Source organism: Rathayibacter sp. CAU 1779, from assembly GCF_054551755.1.
In genome coordinates this window covers 223,318-240,641 of the sequence record NZ_JBTOLK010000003.1, presented here as the reverse complement: position 1 = coordinate 240,641, position 17,324 = coordinate 223,318, and the positions used below count along the sequence as shown (strand labels likewise).

Below are 17,324 nucleotides of genomic sequence, written 5' to 3'. Positions count from 1 at the left end.
TGGGGAGACTGAGCGGCTCACCCCGGATCCGACTGACCCTCCTGGCCACCCAGTGCCAGGTACTGATGCGCGAACGCCACCGCCATTCCGCCCTCGCCGACTCCTGCGGCGACGCGTTTGACGGATCCGGATCGCACGTCGCCTACGGCGAAGACGCCCGGCGCGCTCGTCTCGAGCGCGAACGGACGCCGATCCGCCGTCCATTGCGGCGTGTCCGCCGCGTCTGCGCCCGTGCGGATGAAGCCGTGGTCGTCCCTGGCGATCTCCGCAGGGAGCCAGCCGGTGACGGCATCCGCTCCGATCATCACGAACACCACGGAGAACGGATCGCTGGTCGTGCTGCCGTCTCGCTTGTCGACGACGTCGACGGATTCGAGTGCCGAGTCGCCGTGCAGCCCCACGATCTCGCTGCGCGTGCGCACCCGGATGCCGTCGTTCGCGACGATCTGATCGATCAGGTAGCGCGACATGCTCGCCTCGAGCGAGTCACCCCGCACCAGGATCGTGACCGATCGGGCGTACCGGGAGAAGAAGATCGCGGCCTGCCCGGCCGAGTTCCCCGCACCGACGATGCAGACGTCGGCGCCCTGCGCGAGTCCGGAATCACTGCGCGCAGCGCCGTAGTAGACGCCCGTGCCGAGGTAGCGGCCGACGGATGCCAGCGGCAGCGTCCGCCACTGCACCCCGGTGGCGAGCACGATGACGCGTGCGCGGAGCAGGTCCCCACCGTCGAGCATGACCTCGTGTCGATCCGGACGGACGTCGACGACGGATCGCGTCACGACGATCTCGGCGCCGAGTCGCTTCGCCTGCTTCAGGGCTCGGCTGGCGAGGTCGTCGCCGGAGATGCCGAACGGGAAGCCGGTGTAGTTCTCGATCCTGGTGGACGTGCCGGCCTGTCCGCCGGGTGCGAGTGCTTCGATGACGACGCTGGCGAGACCTTCGGCAGCACCGTTCACGGCGGCGGTGAGTCCTGACGGACCGGCGCCCAGCACGACGAGGTCGTAGGCACCTCGTGCGGGCTGCACGTCGAGGCCGACGGCTCCGGCGAGGTCGCGCGCGCTCGGCGCCTCGATCCGGCGTCCGCCCGCGAGTTCGACCACCGGGTACCGTCGCCCGGGCTCCGGCTCGACGGAGACCAGGTCGAATGCGACCTGGTTGCGGGTGAGGAATCCTGCGACGTCGTGGGTCGCAGCATCCTGGCGGGGTCCGTAGACGTGCACCTCGATGTCCGGTTGCTCCGACGCCCAATGCTGCAGATCGTCGAGATAGCTTCGAGCGAGGGCGGCGACCTTCGCCGGGATGCTCGGTGCCATGCCCCCGAGCGTGTAGAACGCGGTCGGATCCAGCTTGATGATGCGTGTGGTGCCGGCCGCACGGCCGCTCGCAGGGAACGGCGTGCTCAGCGTCATCGGCACCTCGCCGAAGAACTGTCCAGGCTTGCGCGTGCCGATGACGATCTCGTCGCCGTTCACGAGCTTGGTGATCTCGGCGCCGCCTTCGACGACGACGAAGAAGGCGCGTTCGTCGCCCTCGTGAGCGAAATACTCGCCGGGGAGGAGGCGGATGTCCTCGACGGCGCGCACGAGATACTCCAGCGGCTCGGCGGGCAACGGCTCGAACACCGGTATGCCACGCAGCTCGTCGACGGTGATCACGATGCGCTCCTCGCCCGCTCGCGCGATGCGATGAAGCCGCTGCGGACATCCAAAGATGAGGATTCGTCGAACTGTGCGGACACGCGGTGACGGTACCAGGAGTGCACCGAGCCGGGCAGTGCCCAGACGGGGGACATCGTCTGACGCGCCACTGCCAGACGCCGTGATTCTCGGATTTCCTCCTTCGTGATGATGTCCCAGGCCGGCATCCGCTGCCAGCATGGCGGGATGACTGCCGCTTCCCCTGGCGTGACCCGCCGCTGGGTCTTCCCGATCCTCCGCATCCTGATCTTCGCCGCCATCGCCGCCGCCCTCGTCAAACTCGCGTTCTTCAGCGGCGCGACGGCGGGCAGCGACGACCTGCGCGCGACGGGCGTCGTGAGCGATCCGACGAGCATCGTGCGCACCGGCTCGATCAGTGATGACCTGACAGTGAAGGGAACAGTGTTCGCGGATGCCGCGGTGCCCGTCCGCGCGACGGCAACGGGCGAGATCACGGCGGTGTCCATCGCGGTCGGGCAGCACGTCGACAGCGGTGCGGCGGTCATCGTGGTGAAGAAGGCGGACGACCAGACGCACGTCACGGTCGTCGCCCCGGCCGTCGGAACGGTCTCGGATCTGACGGCCCTGGTCGGCCAGCAGGTCGGTGTCGGCGACGTGCTGGCGCAGGTCGCTCCGCCCACGTTCAACGTCACGGGGTCGATCGCCGCAGCGGATCAGTACCGGCTGCTGTCGAATCCCACGACGGCACAGGTCGTCATCTCCGGCGGCCCGGCGCCGTTCACGTGCACGGGCCTGACGGTGAGCGCTCCGCTCGCCGGTGCGAGCAGCACGCCGAGCACGTCCGGACAGGGCACCGAGCCGTCCAGCGGCACCGCCTCCGGTCCGACGGTGCGCTGCTCCGTCCCCGCCGACGTCACGGTGTTCGCGGGACTCGCCGCGAAGCTCACCATCGCGGCGGGCAAGGCGGATCACGCGCTCATCGTTCCCGCCACCGCCGTCGAGGGCATCAGCGGAGGCGAGGGCACGGTGTACACACGGAGCGGATCCGGCGATCCGACCCCGCACAAGGTGCAGCTGGGGATCTTCGACGGCACGTCGGTGCAGATCGTGTCCGGCCTGAAGAAGGGCGACGAGATCCTGCAGTACGTCCCGTCGAAGTCCGACGAGCAGACGGATGCCGTGGTGGGGGTCAGGGGCTGATGCCGATCCTCGAACTGGAGGGCGTGACCCGGGTTGTGCCGCTCCCCGACGCGGATCCCCTGCATATCCTCCGCGGCATCGATCTCGTCGTCGACGCCGGCGAACACGTCTCGATCGTGGGGCGGAGCGGATCCGGCAAGTCCACTCTGCTGAACATCCTCGGCCTGCTCGACGAGCCGACGGCCGGCAGCATCGCGTTCGACGGCATCACGGTGAAGCGGATGTCGAGCGCGGCGCGCGACAAACGACGCGGACGCGACGTGGGCTTCATCTTCCAGCAGTTCAACCTGCTGCCCGGACGCACGGCAGCGGAGAACGTCGCGACGCCGCTGCTGTATGCGGAGCCGCGGAAGTTCTGGCGTCGCACCCGGCTCGCTCTCGACGTTTTGGACCAGGTCGGCCTCGCGGACCGCGCCGAATGGCTGCCCAGCCGGCTCTCCGGCGGCGAGCAGCAGCGCGTGGCGATCGCCAGGGCGCTCGTGCGCGGACCCCGTGTGATCCTCGCCGACGAGCCGACCGGTGCTCTCGACGTGGAGACCGGCCGATCCGTCATGGCGCTCCTGGATGCCGTCGCGCACGACACCGGCGCAGCTCTCGTCACCATCACCCACGATCCCGGCATCGCGGCGCTGGCCGACCGTTCCTACCGGCTTCAAGACGGCGTCCTGCACGCCGTGGATCGCACGACGAGCCCGGACCCGGCAGACACGATTCCGGGCGACACGATCGAACAGCGCGACCCGGAGGGCACCGACGACCGGCAGGATCAGTCGCGCGAGCGATCCGACGAGCTCGGCGAGGTGGCCGCATGAGGGCGGTGACGAGCGTGTTCAGCGTCCTCGTCGAGGCGTGGGCGGAGTTCCGCGTCTACCGCGCGAGGGTGCTGATGTCGATCATCGGGGTGGCCGTGGCGATCATGGCGCTCACCGCGATCGCCGCGATCTCGGCCGTCGCCCAGCAGGCGGTGATCGAGGGATTAGAGCGCGGATCCGGACGCCCCGCGATGGTGAGCGTCTACCCCGCCTCGAACGACAATGGCGAGCCGCTGGTGGCCCCCGAGGCGTTCCAGAGCGATCTCAGCGCTGAAATGGCGAGGTATGGCATCCGCTACTGGTCACGGCAGGGATACGCGCAGGTCAGCGCGCGCGGGGTGCCACAGGACGCGAACCTCAGTGCCACTGTCGTGGACAGCTCGTACGCGGCCATGTTCCGTACCCAGGTCACCGACGGAACGTGGTTCGCGGCGGGCGATGAGCGTCGCCTGGTGCCCGCAGTCGTCATCAACACGGGACTGTGGCAGCTGCTGGGAAGTCCGGACCTGCGCACGCATCCGACCCTGCATCTTCTGGCGCCGTCTGCGACCGACGCCGTCGTGGTCGGTGTCACGAGCGGGGGAGACGAGCACTCGGGACAACTCTGGATGCTGTACGGCGCGTACCAGAAGCTGGCGTCGGCCGACGCCCAGCAGCAGCTGGCGACGCAGACGAGCTACCTGGCCTGGGTGCCGCCCACCCGCGCGCGCGAACTGATGAGCCGACTGGAGGGCGACCTCTCGCACGACTCGGGTGATGGCGCGAGGGTGTCGGTGAACCGCCAGGACTACCAGGCGTCGAACGGGCCGGATCCCCTGCTCTTCCTCAAGATCATCGGCGGCGCGGCGGCGGGGCTGATCCTGGTGCTCGGCGCGCTCGGGCTGCTCAACATCTCGATGGTGACTGTGCGTGCTCGGATTCGGGAGATCGGCATCCGGCGCAGCTTCGGCGCCACATCGGGGCGTGTGTTCGTCGGCGTGATGATGGAGAGCGTCGTCGCCACTGCGGCGGCCGGTGTGGTCGGGGTGATGGTCGCAATCCTCGCCCTCGAGAACCCGATCGTGCTCGGCTTCCTGCGCACTCACGGCCTGCAGGATGTGCCCGCGTTCCCGCTGTCCGCCGCGGCGTTCGGGATGCTCGTGGCCATCGGCGTCGGCGCGCTCGCCGGAGTGCTCCCCGCGGCGGTCGCGGTGCGGGTGCGTCCGATCGACGCGATCCGATACTGAGACGGCGAGACGCCGCCGCGCCACGGCGCGGATCGTGGCGCCTTGGCGTCATGGCACACATCATGGATGTCTTCGTGGTATCGCAATGGGCGATGCATTGGTAGGATGATGACATGCGCACGACGATGGACAAGGCGGGACGGATCGTCGTTCCTTCGCAACTGCGCGCGCAGATCGGACTCGAGCCGGGGCCCGTCGATATCAGCATCGATGGAAGCGGGCTGCGGGTCGAAATTCCGGAGGAAGACAACGTGGTCGAACGCGAAGGGTTGCTCATGATCGACGCGGAGGGACCGGAGACGACCGCGGACGACGTGCGGGAGTTGCGGCTTGCCGTCCAGCGCTGAACTGCTGCTCGACACCAGCGCCGCCATTGCGCTGGTGCTCACGACTCATGAAAATCACGATCCCGTCGTCCGGCAGGTCTCCGGAAAGACGCTCGGGCTCTGCGGTCACGCCGCGATCGAGACGTATTCGGTGCTCACCCGGCTGCCAGGGGCGCAGCGGGTGAGCACCCAGGCGGCACTGGCGATCATTCGCAACAACTTTCCGGCGAGCCATAGCCTCGGTGTGGCATCCGCGCGGACCAGCATCGAGGCCCTACAGTCGGCGGGCATCTCGGGCGGATCCGTGTACGACGGCCTCGTCGCGCTCGCCGCCCGCGAAGCTGGGATCCGCCTGCTCAGCTGCGACAGGCGAGCTGCCGTCACGTACGCGCAGCTCGGGATCGACGTCGAACTCGTGTGACGTCATCGGTGATCGCGGCCGCGCCGCTCGACAAACTCAATCGGCCCGTCCGAGCAAGCAGAGCTTTCTCGTCCGGGCCTCAATCGTTTGTGATCGCGGCTGCGCCGCTCAACCGATTCAATCGGTTCGGCGGTGTGAGCGAGATCCCACCGCTCTCACCTCAATCATCGGTGCCCCCAGAAGGATTCGAACCTTCGGCCTTCTGCTCCGGAGGCAGACGCTCTATCCCCTGAGCTATGGGGGCTCAGTGCCCGTCAAGGCTAGCATCCGATCTGGCACGGGTTTCACGGGTGGGCGCGGCCCGGCGTGCGCTCGCGCTGCAGTTGCGACGATATGGCGGGCGTGTCGCGGCCGGGCGGCGGCGTGTCGAGCCGAATCGCCGCTGGAACACACGGGCTACGGCGGGCACGGAGAGTCCGGCCGGCGTCAGCGTCAGCCCGGCAGATTCGCGAGCACTCCGGCGATCACGGGGCCGGCATCGCCCGGCTCGGTGAAGTCCTTCGACGACGCGACGACCCAGTATTTTCCGGTGAACGCCTGCGCGACACCGGATCCGTGGTCGACGCTGAAGTAGCCCATCACCTTCGGCGGAACACCGTACGTCGGCACCACGTTGCTCTGGGTGATGGCGTCGTTCTTGAGGCCGGTGAGTTCGCCCGAGGCCGGCTGCGCAATGGACACCGAGACGGTGTTGCCGCTCGAGGGGTTCGCGTAGCCGCACGCCACACCGGAGTACGAGACCGCCTTGGCCGCGTCGGACCCCTTGGCCGGCTGGTAGTCGGACGCGGGAACCAGCACCGGAAGCATCGCGGCGAGCTGCTCGGTTGTGAGCACCTGATCGCACGTCAGGGCCACGGGAGTCGGCGTCGCAGTCGGACCGGCGGACGCCTTGGGCGCAGAGGAGGGCGCGTCCGATGCCTTCGCCGCGGCAGACTGCGACGCAGAGGCTGCTGGGGTCGGCGAGGACTGGCATCCGGTGAGCAGAAGGGCGGTTGCCGCGACGAGAGTCACTGCGGCGGCACTGCCGGACAGCGAACGACTCGGACGGCGAAGACGAGGTATGCGCATGGGAGGACTTCCGAAAGCGGTGGGGGTCGCGTGCGGACGAGGATACCAACACCGGATGATGCCTCTGCATCCGCCGGCTGGGCAGGGCGTCCAGGCGCCGCCCGATAGACTTGGCGGTCGTGAATCCCGATCAGCTCGCCGACCAGTTGTACGCCATCGTCACGCGCGTGGTGGACGCTCGACGCGCGGAGCAGGGATCCGCCGAGACGGCGCCGTTGCTCGCGCGCTCGGACATCCGGCTGGAGCGTCCCAAGAACCGCGACCACGGCGACTGGGCGTCGAACGCGGCCATGCGGCTGGCGAAGCCGCTCGGCGTCAACCCGCGTGACTTGGCGCAGGAGATCGCGCTGGAGAGCGAGCGGCTCGACGGCGTGGCATCCGCCGAGGTCGCGGGTCCCGGCTTCATCAACTTCAGGCTCGATGCCGCCGCCGCCGGTGCGCTGGCGAAGACGATCGTCGACGCGGGGGAGGCGTACGGCCAGAACGTCACGCAGGCCGGACGCACCATCAACCTCGAGTTCGTCTCCGCGAACCCGACGGGGCCGCTGCACATCGGCCACACGCGCTGGGCGGCGCTCGGCGACTCGATCGCCCGTGTGCTCAAGGCGTCCGGTGCCGAGCTCGCCAGCGAGTACTACATCAACGACGCCGGCAGCCAGATGGACAAGTTCGGTGCCTCCGTGCTCGCAGCCGCCAAGGGTGAGCCGACGCCGGAAGGCGGATACCCGGGGCAGTACATCGCGGACCTCGCCACGGCCGTGCTCGAGCGCGAGCCGGGTCTGCTGTCGCTGTCCGACGAAGATGCCCTGGCGCGCGCCCGCGAGCTGGCCTACGAACTGCAGCTGGCCGAGATCCGCCAGGCGCTGAAGGACTTCAACGTCGAGTTCGACGTCTACTTCAGCGAGCGGACGCTTCACGAGACCGATCCGCAGACCGGCACGAGCCTCGTCGACGACGCGGTGGAGCGGCTGCGCAAGCAGGGCCACGTGTTCGATGCGGACGGCGCCGTGTGGGTGCGCACCACCGACTTCGGCGACGACAAGGACCGCGTCATCCGCCGCAGCAACGGCGTGTACACCTACTTCGCGTCGGATGCCGCCTATTACCTGAGCAAGTCCGACCGCGGCTTCCAGCACAAGATCTACCTGCTCGGCGCCGACCACCACGGTTACGTACACCGCTTGCGCGCGCTCGCGGGCGCTGCGGGCGACGAACCTGATCGCGACATCGAGATCCTGATCGGTCAGCTGGTCAGCGTGAACGGCGCGCGGCTGTCGAAGCGCGCGGGCAACATCATCGAGCTGACGGACCTGCAGAAGTGGCTCGGAACGGATGCCCTCCGATACTCGCTGGGGCGCTCACCTGCCGACTCGCCGCTCACGCTCGATCCGGAACTGCTGCGCAGCCACTCCAACGACAACCCCGTGTACTACGTGCAGTACGCGCACGCGCGCACGCGCTCGGTTGCACGCAATGCCGAGGCGGCCGGGGTCACGCGCAGCGCCTTCGCGCCGGAGCTGCTGACGCACGAAACCGAGTCGGCTCTGCTCGGTGCGCTCCAGGAATTCCCGCGCCTCGTTGCCCTGGCGGCGGACCTGCGCGAGCCGCATCGCGTCGCCCGTTATGTCGAAGAGGTCGCCGGGCTGTACCACAAGTGGTACGACAGCTGCCGCGTGATCCCGCTCGGCGAGGAGCCGATCACCGACCTGCACCGCACCCGTCTGTGGCTGAATGACGCGACGGGCCAGGTCATCCGCAACGGGCTCGGACTCCTCGGAGTGTCCGCGCCGGAGCGCATGTAGCGACACCACACCGGGCGGCCGCCCTTCACCGGTGCGATCGGCAGCCCATGACGTGAACGGGGGAACATGTCGACGCAGGATCAGCCGACCGAGCCGTTGCCGGCATCCGGCGGGGAGGGATCACGCAACCCGTACGAGGAGAACTCCGTCGGTAACGGCGCGGGTGCCCCGAACGCTCCGTCGGGCGGTGCCCGTCGTCGCCGTCGCACCCTGCGCACCTGGCTCTGGGTCGTCGGGGCAGTGGTCGTCGTGGTCGGACTCTTCTTCGCCGCGGATGCCGTCGTGCGGCAGATCGCGCAGAACACCGTGCGCGACCAGCTCGAGAAGCAGCTGCCGTCCGACGTCACCGTGAAGAATCTCGACGTGACGATCCAGGGATTCTCCGTCATCGCGCAGCTCATCGGCGGATCGCTCGACAAGGTGGACCTGCACTCGAACGATGTCCGCGTGGATGGCAATCGGCTGAGCGGCACGATCGTTGCACACGGCATCCCGCTGGATTCGTCGAAGCCGGTGCACCGCATCGACGGCTCGATGACGATCGGACAGGATGCCGTCAACGGTCTCGTCGACCTCCCGAACGACACGACAGTGACGCTGAACCGTCATGAGGTCGGGCTGAAGGGCACAGGGCAGATCCTCGGGATCGACGTGGGGTACACGGCGAGCGTGAGCCCGACCCTGAAGGATGCCAAGACCATCGTGCTCACCCCGCTGAACGTCAGCGTGACCGCGGGAGGCGGATCGCTCGATGTCACGCGCTTCGCGAAGGACCTGCTGCCGTCGACCATCTCGATCTGCGTCGCCCAGTATCTGCCGGACGGCGTGGACGCCACGGGACTCGCCATCTCCAAAGGAGAAGCGCACGTCTCGGTGGGCGCCGACGACATCGTGCTCGACGAGAAGACCATGCAGACGAAGGGCACCTGCGGCTGACCCCATCCCCGAGGGTGCCCGATTTTCCTCTCGAGGGTGCCTGTTAGTCCTCTCGAGGGTGCCTGTTAGCCCTCGAGGGTGCCGGTTAGTCCTCTCGAGGGTGCCCGTTAGTCCTCCCGCGAGTGCACGTCAGTATCCGGGTGAGTGCAAGGCCGTGGGTCTGGGTCGCACTTTCGTGGGTGACGCGCCGACCGACACTGAAGTATGACGGGGCCGTTTTCGGGAGCTGGGATACCAGCGGATAGGATTTCGGAACGCGCATTCGCGCATGTCTGAAGGCTTCAGGGGCCAATCCGGGTCCGCTCGCCAGCCCACCCAACTGTTCGAGGTGACTCTCCGTGCCCGACAATCCGCTGGCCCCTGCGTGGTTGCACGCTCCACAGGATGCGAACGCCTTCGCACCCGACGTGTGGCCGCCGAGCCTGACACGCGACGCCGACGGCGTCGCCAGGATCGCCGGCGTACGCGTCGACGAGCTCGCGCGCGACTACGGCACTCCGCTGTATGTGCTCGACGAGGAATATGTCCGTGACACCGCCCATCGCGTGCGTTCCGCCTTCACCGAGGCGTTCGAGCGCGTCGGATCCACCGCCGAGGCGTACTACGCGGGCAAGGCATTCCTGACGACGGATGTCGCCCGCTGGGTCACCGAGGCCGACCTGCGCATCGACGTCGCGAGCGGCGGCGAGCTCGCCGTGGCCCTTGCCGCCGGTGTGAATCCCGCGCGCCTCGGATTCCACGGCAACAACAAGTCCGCGGCGGAACTCGACCGGGCGGTCGGCGTCGGCGTCGGCACCGTCGTGATCGACTCGGAGCAGGAGGTCGAGCGGGTAGCGGCAGCGGCATCCGCTCATGGACGCACACAGCGCGTTCGACTGCGCGTGCGCACCGGCGTGCACGCGCACACGCACGAGTTCCTCGCCACCGCCCATGAGGACCAGAAGTTCGGTGTGGCGCTCGACGATGTGGAGCGCATCGTCGCAGACATCCGCTCGCACGACGGACTCGAGTTCGTCGGCCTGCACGCCCACATCGGCTCGCAGATCTTCGGATCGGATGGCTTCGCCGAGTCGGCGGCGCGCCTCCTGCAGGTGCACGCGCGCCTTCTCTCCGGCGGTCCCGTCCCGGAGCTGAACCTCGGTGGCGGGTTCGGCATCGCGTACACCACGGCCGACCGGGCCGAGGAGATCGAGACCCTCGCCGAGCGCATCGCCCAGGTCGTCGCTGCGGCGTGTGAGGACGCGAATGTTCCCGTGCCCATCGTCTGCTTCGAACCGGGCCGGGCCATCGTGGGACGCGCCGGCATCACTCTCTACACCGTCGGCACCACCAAGGCAGTCACTCTGGACGCCGCAGGCACGGCCGCCCAGCGCCTGTATGTCAGCGTCGACGGCGGTATGAGCGACAACGCGAGGCCGGCGCTCTACGGAGCCGATTACTCCGCCCGGATCGTGGGACGCACCTCCGCTGCGGACCCGGCACTCGTGCGCGTTGCGGGCAAGCACTGCGAGTCAGGGGACATCGTCGTTGACGCCGAATACCTGCCGGGCGACGTCGCACCGGACGACCTCCTCGCGCTCGCCGCGACCGGCGCATACTGCTGGTCGCTGTCCAGCAACTACAACTACCTCCCGCGGCCGGCGGTCGTCGCGGTGCGCGACGGCGAAGCCCGCGCCATCGTGCGCGGCGAGACGATCGACGATCTGCTCTCTCGCGACCTCGGCGCCAGGCACAGTGCGGCGACCGCGCATCCACCCGCGAGAGACGCGGATGCCCCTGGCCCGCTCGCCCGCGCCGGCCACCACCCGGCGGGGCTGGGCGGCGCTGCAGGCGAGGGTCACGCCCGACACGAAGCCCAGGAGGAGCAGTGATCGACTACCGGACTCTCAAGGTCGCGCTGCTCGGCGCGGGATCCGTCGGATCCAACGTCGCCAAGCTCCTGCTCGACCACGGCGACGAGCTGGCCGCCCGTGTCGGCGCCGGACTGGAGCTCGTCGGCATCGCGGTGCGCGACGTCGACGCGCCCAGGCGCACCGACCTCCCGCGCGAGCTGTTCACGACGGACGCACGCTCCCTGATCCTCAGTGCCGACATCGTGATCGAGCTGATGGGCGGCGTCGAGCCCGCTCGGGAGTACGTGCTGCTCGCGCTCACCTCCGGCGCCGATGTGGTCACGGGCAACAAGGCCCTGCTCGCCGAGCACGGACCGGAGCTCTTCGCCGCCGCCGAACAGGTCGGCGCACAGCTCTACTACGAAGCGGCCGTCGCGGGAGCGATCCCGATCATCCGCCCGTTGCGCGACAGCCTTGCCGGCGACCGCGTCGAGCGGATCCTCGGCATCGTCAACGGCACGACGAACTTCATCCTCGACCGCATGGACACCGCGGGCGACGACATGGAATCCGCGCTCGAGGTGGCGACCGAACTCGGGTACGCGGAGCGGAGCGATCCGTCGGCGGATATCGAGGGATACGACGCAGCGGCCAAGGCCGCGATCCTCGCCGGCCTCGCCTTCCACACCACCGTGCCGCTGGATGCGGTGCATCGCGAGGGCATCACGTCCGTCACCGCACAGCAGGTGGAGGCGGCTCGCGCGGGCGGATACGTGATCAAGCTCCTCGCGATCTGCGAACGCGTCACCGACGAGGACGGAGCGGAAGGCGTGTCGGCGCGGGTGTATCCCGCTCTCGTGCCGCGCGAGCATCCGCTCGCCGCTGTGCGCGGCGTGCACAACGCGGTATTCGTGCAGGCGGCGGCGGCAGGAGACCTCATGTTCTATGGAGCGGGAGCCGGTGGGTTGCAGACGGCCTCGGCGGTGCTCGGCGATGTCGTCTCGGCTGCACGCAGGCACGTGGTCGGCGGACCCGGCGTCGCCGAGTCCACGCATGCCGATCTGCCGGTTCTCGACGTCGGAGCGATCCGCACCCGTTACCAGATCACGCTCCTCGTGACGGATGCCCCCGGCGTGCTCTCGCGCATCGCCGCCGTCTTCGCCCGCCACGACGTCTCCGTCGAGACCGTGACCCAGACCGTCGCCTCCACGACGGCCCGGTCGGCGTCCGCAGCGGCCTCAGCGGACGGTCGGGAAGTCCCATCGGGCACGGCTACGCTGGTCATCGGAACGCACGTGGCGTTCGAGTCCGCACTTGCGGCGACGGTCGAGACCCTTCGGACGAGCGAAGAGGTCGTGCGGGTCACCGCTGTTCTACGAGTTGAAGGAGTCTGACGTGGCGCACCAATGGCAGGGCGTTCTGCGCGAATACGCCGACCGCCTCGATGTGAGCGAGGCGACGCCGATCGTCACGCTGGGTGAGGGTGGAACGCCGCTCATTCCGGCCGCCGCCCTGTCGCGTCGCACCGGAGCGGATGTCTACGTCAAGTTCGAGGGCATGAACCCGACCGGCTCCTTCAAGGACCGTGGCATGACGATGGCGGTTTCCAAGGCCGTCGAGGGCGGCGCGAAGGCCGTGATCTGTGCCTCGACCGGCAACACCTCGGCATCCGCCGCCGCCTACGCCACCCACGCGGGCATCAAGGCCGTCGTGCTCGTTCCCGAGGGCAAGATCGCGATGGGCAAGCTCAGCCAGGCGATCGCGCACAATGCCGAACTGCTGCAGGTGCGCGGCAACTTCGACGACTGCCTCGACATCGCACGTGACCTCGCGGCCGAGTACCCGGTGCACCTGGTCAACTCCGTGAACAACGACCGCATCGAGGGCCAGAAGACTGCGGCGTTCGAGGTCGTCGAGGTTCTCGGCGATGCGCCCGACTTCCAGTTCATCCCTGTGGGCAACGCAGGCAACTACACCGCGTACACCCGCGGCTACACGGAGGAGGTCGAGCGCGGCGTCTCCACCAAGCTGCCGCGCATGTTCGGCTTCCAGGCTGCGGGGAGCGCGCCCATCGTGCTCGGGCACCCGGTGAAGGATCCGGACACGGTGGCCAGCGCCATCCGCATCGGCAACCCGGCCTCCTGGGAGCTCGCCCTCGCGGCGCGCGACGCGACCAACGGATACTTCGGCGCCATCGACGACGAGAAGATCCTGGCCGCTCAGCGCCTCCTCTCCGCCGAGGTGGGCATCTTCGTCGAGCCGGCGAGCGCCATCAGCGTCGCGGGTCTGCTCGAGCGCTCCGAGGCGGGGGAGATCCCTGCCGGATCGCGCGTCGTGCTCACCGTCACCGGCCACGGCCTGAAGGACCCGCAGTGGGCGCTCCGCCTCCCGGACGGCGGCCAGGTGCAGCCCACCTCGGTTCCCGTCGATACGGCGGAGATCGCCGACGTGCTGGGGCTGAGCCGGGTGGCGCAGAGCTCGCCGGACGTCGTGTGAGCGGCGCGCACGTGACGTCGCAGGTTCCCGTAGGCCGCTCCGTGCGGGTCAAGGTACCCGCGACGTCGGCGAACCTCGGTCCCGGATTCGACACACTGGGACTCGCGCTCGCACTGTACGACGACCTGACGGTCACCGTGCGCGAGCAGGCGGGCGTGACGGTCGCGGTGCACGGCGTCGGGGAGGGCGAGGTCCCCACGGACGAGTCCAACCTCGTCGTGCGCTCCATCGCCCACACGTTCGAGGCCGTCGGCGTGCCGCTGCCTGGACTCGACCTGGTGGCGCACAACGCCATCCCGCACGGTCGCGGCCTCGGATCCTCCGGCGCGGCGATCGTCTCCGGCATCGTGGCGGCGAAGGGCCTGCTCGAGGGCATCGCCGAGCTGGATTCCACCACGCTGCTCACCCTGGCGACGGAGCTTGAAGGTCATCCCGACAACGTGGCGCCTGCGCTCTTCGGCGGCCTCACCATCGCGTGGATGTCGCAGGCCGGTCCGGCCCACAAGAAGCTCATCGTGCACCGCGGAGTCTCACCGCTGGTGTTCGTCCCCGAGCACGTGATGTCCACGGCGCTCGCACGCAGCCTGCAGCCGGACTCGGTGCCGCATGAGGACGCCGTCTTCAACGTGTCCCGTTCCGCGCTTCTCGTCGCGGCGCTTGTGCAGAGTCCTGAACTCTTGCACGCTGCCACGGAGGACAAGCTGCATCAGAACTACCGGGCGAAGGCGATGCCTGAGACCAATCGCCTCATCACCGAGCTCCGGGTGGCCGGCTTCCCGGCCGTCGTCTCGGGAGCCGGTCCATCGATCTTGGTGTTGTGCAGCGATCCTGCGCAGCGCCTGGCTGCCGCACAGCTCGTCGCCGATCGTGCCGAGACGCCGTGGCAGCCGCTCATGCTCGCCGTCGACTTCCTCGGTGCGACGGTGCACCGGGTGGAGCAGGACCCGGCCTGATCCGGTGGAGGCACACGTCGGGCCACCGGCGTGTACGTGATCCGTCTGGCATGCCGGGGGTGATAGACTGGGCCGCACCTGCCAGACGGCGCGTTAGCTTCGCGAATCTGGTGTTCGGGTGAAATTCTTGTAACTCATTGCTGTCGTGCCTGCCCGAAACCCGCGCATGCGATCCCCGACGCACGCGGTCGAAACATGACCGGGCGGCTATCCCACGACACGCGCTCTGAGCGAGGCGGTTCTATGCCCGCCAGAGGAAAGGAATCCTCTTCAGTGACCGATGTCAATCTCCACGCCGACGGCGTGGAACCCAATCTCGATCTGTCGTCGCTGCGCGTTCCGCAGCTGCAGACGCTCGCCACGAGCCTCGGCATCCCCGGCGCGGCCAAGCTGCGCAAGGGCGAGCTCGTCGCGGCCATCGAGGCCACGCGCGCCACGACGCAGACCATCGACCAGCCGACCACGGATGCAGCGCAGCCCGTCGCCGAGAACGTCGCCGTTCCCGCAGCCGAGCAGCAGTCCGCAGGGCAGCAGGCCGCCGAGCCTGCGGATGCCGCGCAGGCGTCGCAGCCTTCCGGATCGCGAGACGACGCGCAGCAGGCGGACGACGCCGCAGCGACGACTCCCGACCAGCGGCTCAGCCCTGCCGAGGCCGAGGCGGCACTCCGTGCAGCGCTCGACCTCCAGACCCCTCCGGCGCGCACCCGTCGCGGGTCGCGGCGGGTCACCAGCGTCGACGGCGGTCGCACCGTGTCCGCCAGCGCGCACGTGAACGCGGGCGACGCGGGTCTGCCGGCCGTGGATGCCGGCAACGACGACCGTGACGCGGTCGTCGGCGATGCAGACCAGGCGACCGACTCGACGGCCGGTGCCCGTGCGCGTGAGCCGCGTGCGGCATCCGACTTCGCGGGCGCCAAGCAGAGCGCGACCGAGGGCGGCAACGCCGACGAGGCGCGTGCCGAGCAGGGCGCCGAGCAGTCTGAGGGCGACGCTCAGGCATCCGATGAGGCTCAGCGCGAGCAGCAGCCGCGTCAGGGCCGCCGCAACCGCGGCCGCAACAAGAACCGTCGCGGCGAGAACGGCCAGGACGGCCAGCAGGGCGACAGCGAGCAGCAGGGCCAGAACACCCAGCAGAACGCTCAGCAGCAGAACGGCCAGAACCAGAACGGCCAGAACCAGCAGGGCAGCCAGCAGAAGCAGGGTCAGCAGGGCGGCCAGAACCAGCGCGGCCAGCAGAGTCAGCAGAACCAGCAGGGCCAGCGTCAGAACGCCGCCCAGCAGCAGGACGGGGACCAGGCCGGCCGTAACCGCTACCGAGACCGCAAGCGCCGTGGTGCAGCGGGTGACGACGTCGAGCCGGAGATCCTCGACGACGACGTGCTCATCCCCGTTGCGGGCATCCTCGACGTGCTCGACAACTACGCGTTCGTGCGCACCAGCGGCTACCTCCCGGGACCGAGCGACGTCTACGTGTCGCTCGGCCAGGTGAAGAAGTACAACCTGCGGAAGGGCGACGCGGTGGTCGGGGCCATCCGCCAGCCGCGCGAGGGTGAGAACACCGGGCGCCAGAAGTACAACGCGCTCGTCAAGGTGGATTCCGTCAACGGCCAGTCGAACGACGAGGCGCAGAACCGCGTCGAGTTCAACAAGCTCACGCCGCTGTACCCGCAGGAGCGCCTGCGCCTGGAGACGGAACCGACGAAGCTCACGCAGCGCATCATCGACCTGGTCGCCCCGATCGGCAAGGGCCAGCGGGGCCTCATCGTCGCCCCGCCCAAGGCCGGCAAGACGATCGTGATGCAGCAGATCGCGAATGCGATCACCACGAACAACCCCGAGGTGCACCTCATGGTCGTGCTCGTGGACGAGCGGCCCGAAGAGGTCACCGACATGCAGCGCACGGTCAAGGGCGAGGTCATCGCGTCCACGTTCGACCGTCCTGCAGAGGACCACACCACGGTCGCCGAACTCGCCATCGAGCGTGCGAAGCGCCTGGTGGAGCTGGGACACGACGTTGTCGTGCTGCTCGATTCCATCACCCGCCTCAGCCGCGCCTACAACCTGGCGGCGCCGGCATCCGGTCGTATCCTCTCCGGCGGTGTCGACGCGTCGGCGCTGTACCCGCCGAAACGGTTCTTCGGCGCCGCCCGCAACATCGAGCACGGCGGATCGCTCACCATCCTGGCCACGGCGCTCATCGAGACCGGATCCAAGATGGACGAGGTCATCTTCGAGGAGTTCAAGGGCACCGGAAACTCGGAGCTCCGCCTCTCGCGTCAGCTCGCCGACAAGCGGATCTTCCCGGCCGTCGACGTGAACGCGTCCGGCACGCGCCGCGAAGAGATGCTGATGAGCTCCGACGAGGTCAAGATCACCTGGAAGCTGCGCCGCGCGCTCGCCGGCCTCGACCCGCAGCAGGCGCTCGAGGTCGTGCTCGGCAAGCTCAAGGAGACGAGCTCCAACGTGGAATTCCTCGTGCAGATGCAGAAGTCGATGCCGGCGCCCACCTCGGGCCACGGCGTCGCGCACTCGCACGCACACGAGAACGACCACCGCTAACCACCGAACGATGCCCATCGCGGCATGTCTCT

The 17,324-nt window shown here is 68.8% G+C and carries 14 protein-coding genes and 1 tRNA gene; 12 read left to right on the top strand and 3 right to left on the bottom strand.

Features of this window, described 5'->3' with window-relative positions:
• Positions 1–17: 17 nt before the first annotated feature.
• Positions 18–1,658 carry an FAD-dependent oxidoreductase gene (locus ACX9R5_RS15270; RefSeq protein WP_459409900.1) on the bottom strand — a complete coding sequence of 547 codons (1,641 nt, stop codon included), beginning with the start codon at positions 1,656–1,658 and terminating at the stop codon, positions 18–20.
• Between the two features lie 228 nt (positions 1,659–1,886).
• On the opposite strand from ACX9R5_RS15270, the gene ACX9R5_RS15265 reads away from it, so the two are divergent.
• From ACX9R5_RS15265 to ACX9R5_RS15245, 5 genes are all read left to right on the top strand, one after another.
• Positions 1,887–2,861 (top strand): biotin/lipoyl-containing protein, encoded by a 975-nt coding sequence (locus ACX9R5_RS15265; RefSeq protein ID WP_459409899.1) that lies wholly within the window; start codon positions 1,887–1,889, stop codon positions 2,859–2,861.
• Positions 2,861–3,673: an ABC transporter ATP-binding protein gene (locus ACX9R5_RS15260; protein WP_459409898.1), complete on the top strand. Its 813-nt coding sequence runs from the start codon at positions 2,861–2,863 to the stop codon at positions 3,671–3,673. The genes ACX9R5_RS15265 and ACX9R5_RS15260 overlap by 1 nt, the downstream gene beginning before the upstream one ends.
• The gene (locus tag ACX9R5_RS15255; RefSeq protein WP_459409897.1) at positions 3,670–4,899 is read left to right on the top strand and encodes an ABC transporter permease; all 1,230 of its coding nucleotides are present in this window, start codon (positions 3,670–3,672) and stop codon (positions 4,897–4,899) included. The genes ACX9R5_RS15260 and ACX9R5_RS15255 overlap by 4 nt, the downstream gene beginning before the upstream one ends.
• A gap of 113 nt (positions 4,900–5,012) precedes the next feature.
• Entirely contained in the window at positions 5,013–5,246 is a 234-nt protein-coding gene (locus tag ACX9R5_RS15250; protein WP_459409896.1) for a division/cell wall cluster transcriptional repressor MraZ, read from the top strand.
• Positions 5,230–5,646: a PIN domain-containing protein gene (locus ACX9R5_RS15245; RefSeq protein WP_459409895.1), complete on the top strand. Its 417-nt coding sequence runs from the start codon at positions 5,230–5,232 to the stop codon at positions 5,644–5,646. Before ACX9R5_RS15250 ends, ACX9R5_RS15245 begins: the two co-directional genes overlap by 17 nt.
• 171 nt (positions 5,647–5,817) lie before the next feature.
• On the opposite strand, the gene ACX9R5_RS15240 is transcribed toward ACX9R5_RS15245, so the two are convergent.
• A tRNA-Arg gene (locus tag ACX9R5_RS15240) sits at positions 5,818–5,890 on the bottom strand.
• 188 nt (positions 5,891–6,078) lie between these two features.
• Positions 6,079–6,657 (bottom strand): iron ABC transporter ATP-binding protein, encoded by a 579-nt coding sequence (locus tag ACX9R5_RS15235; RefSeq protein ID WP_459409894.1) that lies wholly within the window; start codon positions 6,655–6,657, stop codon positions 6,079–6,081.
• A gap of 176 nt (positions 6,658–6,833) precedes the next feature.
• Here ACX9R5_RS15235 and argS point away from each other — a divergent pair, with 176 nt between their 5' ends.
• The 7 genes from argS to rho all read left to right on the top strand — a co-directional run bounded on the left by argS (position 6,834) and on the right by rho (position 17,292).
• Complete coding sequence (argS, locus tag ACX9R5_RS15230) at positions 6,834–8,516, top strand: arginine--tRNA ligase (protein WP_459409893.1); 1,683 nt, start codon at positions 6,834–6,836, stop codon at positions 8,514–8,516.
• 66 nt (positions 8,517–8,582) lie between these two features.
• Entirely contained in the window at positions 8,583–9,452 is an 870-nt protein-coding gene (locus ACX9R5_RS15225; protein WP_459409892.1) for an LmeA family phospholipid-binding protein, read from the top strand.
• Positions 9,453–9,790: 338 nt separating this feature from the next.
• On the top strand, positions 9,791–11,323 hold the full coding sequence (gene lysA / locus ACX9R5_RS15220; protein ID WP_459409891.1) for a diaminopimelate decarboxylase: 1,533 nt from the start codon (positions 9,791–9,793) through the stop codon (positions 11,321–11,323).
• Entirely contained in the window at positions 11,320–12,678 is a 1,359-nt protein-coding gene (locus tag ACX9R5_RS15215) for a homoserine dehydrogenase (protein WP_459409890.1), read from the top strand. Before lysA ends, ACX9R5_RS15215 begins: the two co-directional genes overlap by 4 nt.
• 1 nt (position 12,679) lies before the next feature.
• Positions 12,680–13,780 carry a threonine synthase gene (gene thrC, locus ACX9R5_RS15210; RefSeq protein ID WP_459409889.1) on the top strand — a complete coding sequence of 367 codons (1,101 nt, stop codon included), beginning with the start codon at positions 12,680–12,682 and terminating at the stop codon, positions 13,778–13,780.
• 11 nt (positions 13,781–13,791) lie between these two features.
• Positions 13,792–14,733, top strand: a complete 942-nt coding sequence (thrB, locus tag ACX9R5_RS15205; RefSeq protein WP_459409888.1) for a homoserine kinase — start codon at positions 13,792–13,794, stop codon at positions 14,731–14,733.
• A gap of 273 nt (positions 14,734–15,006) precedes the next feature.
• Positions 15,007–17,292 (top strand): transcription termination factor Rho, encoded by a 2,286-nt coding sequence (rho, locus tag ACX9R5_RS15200; RefSeq protein ID WP_459409887.1) that lies wholly within the window; start codon positions 15,007–15,009, stop codon positions 17,290–17,292.
• The last annotated feature ends 32 nt before the right edge of the window (positions 17,293–17,324 follow it).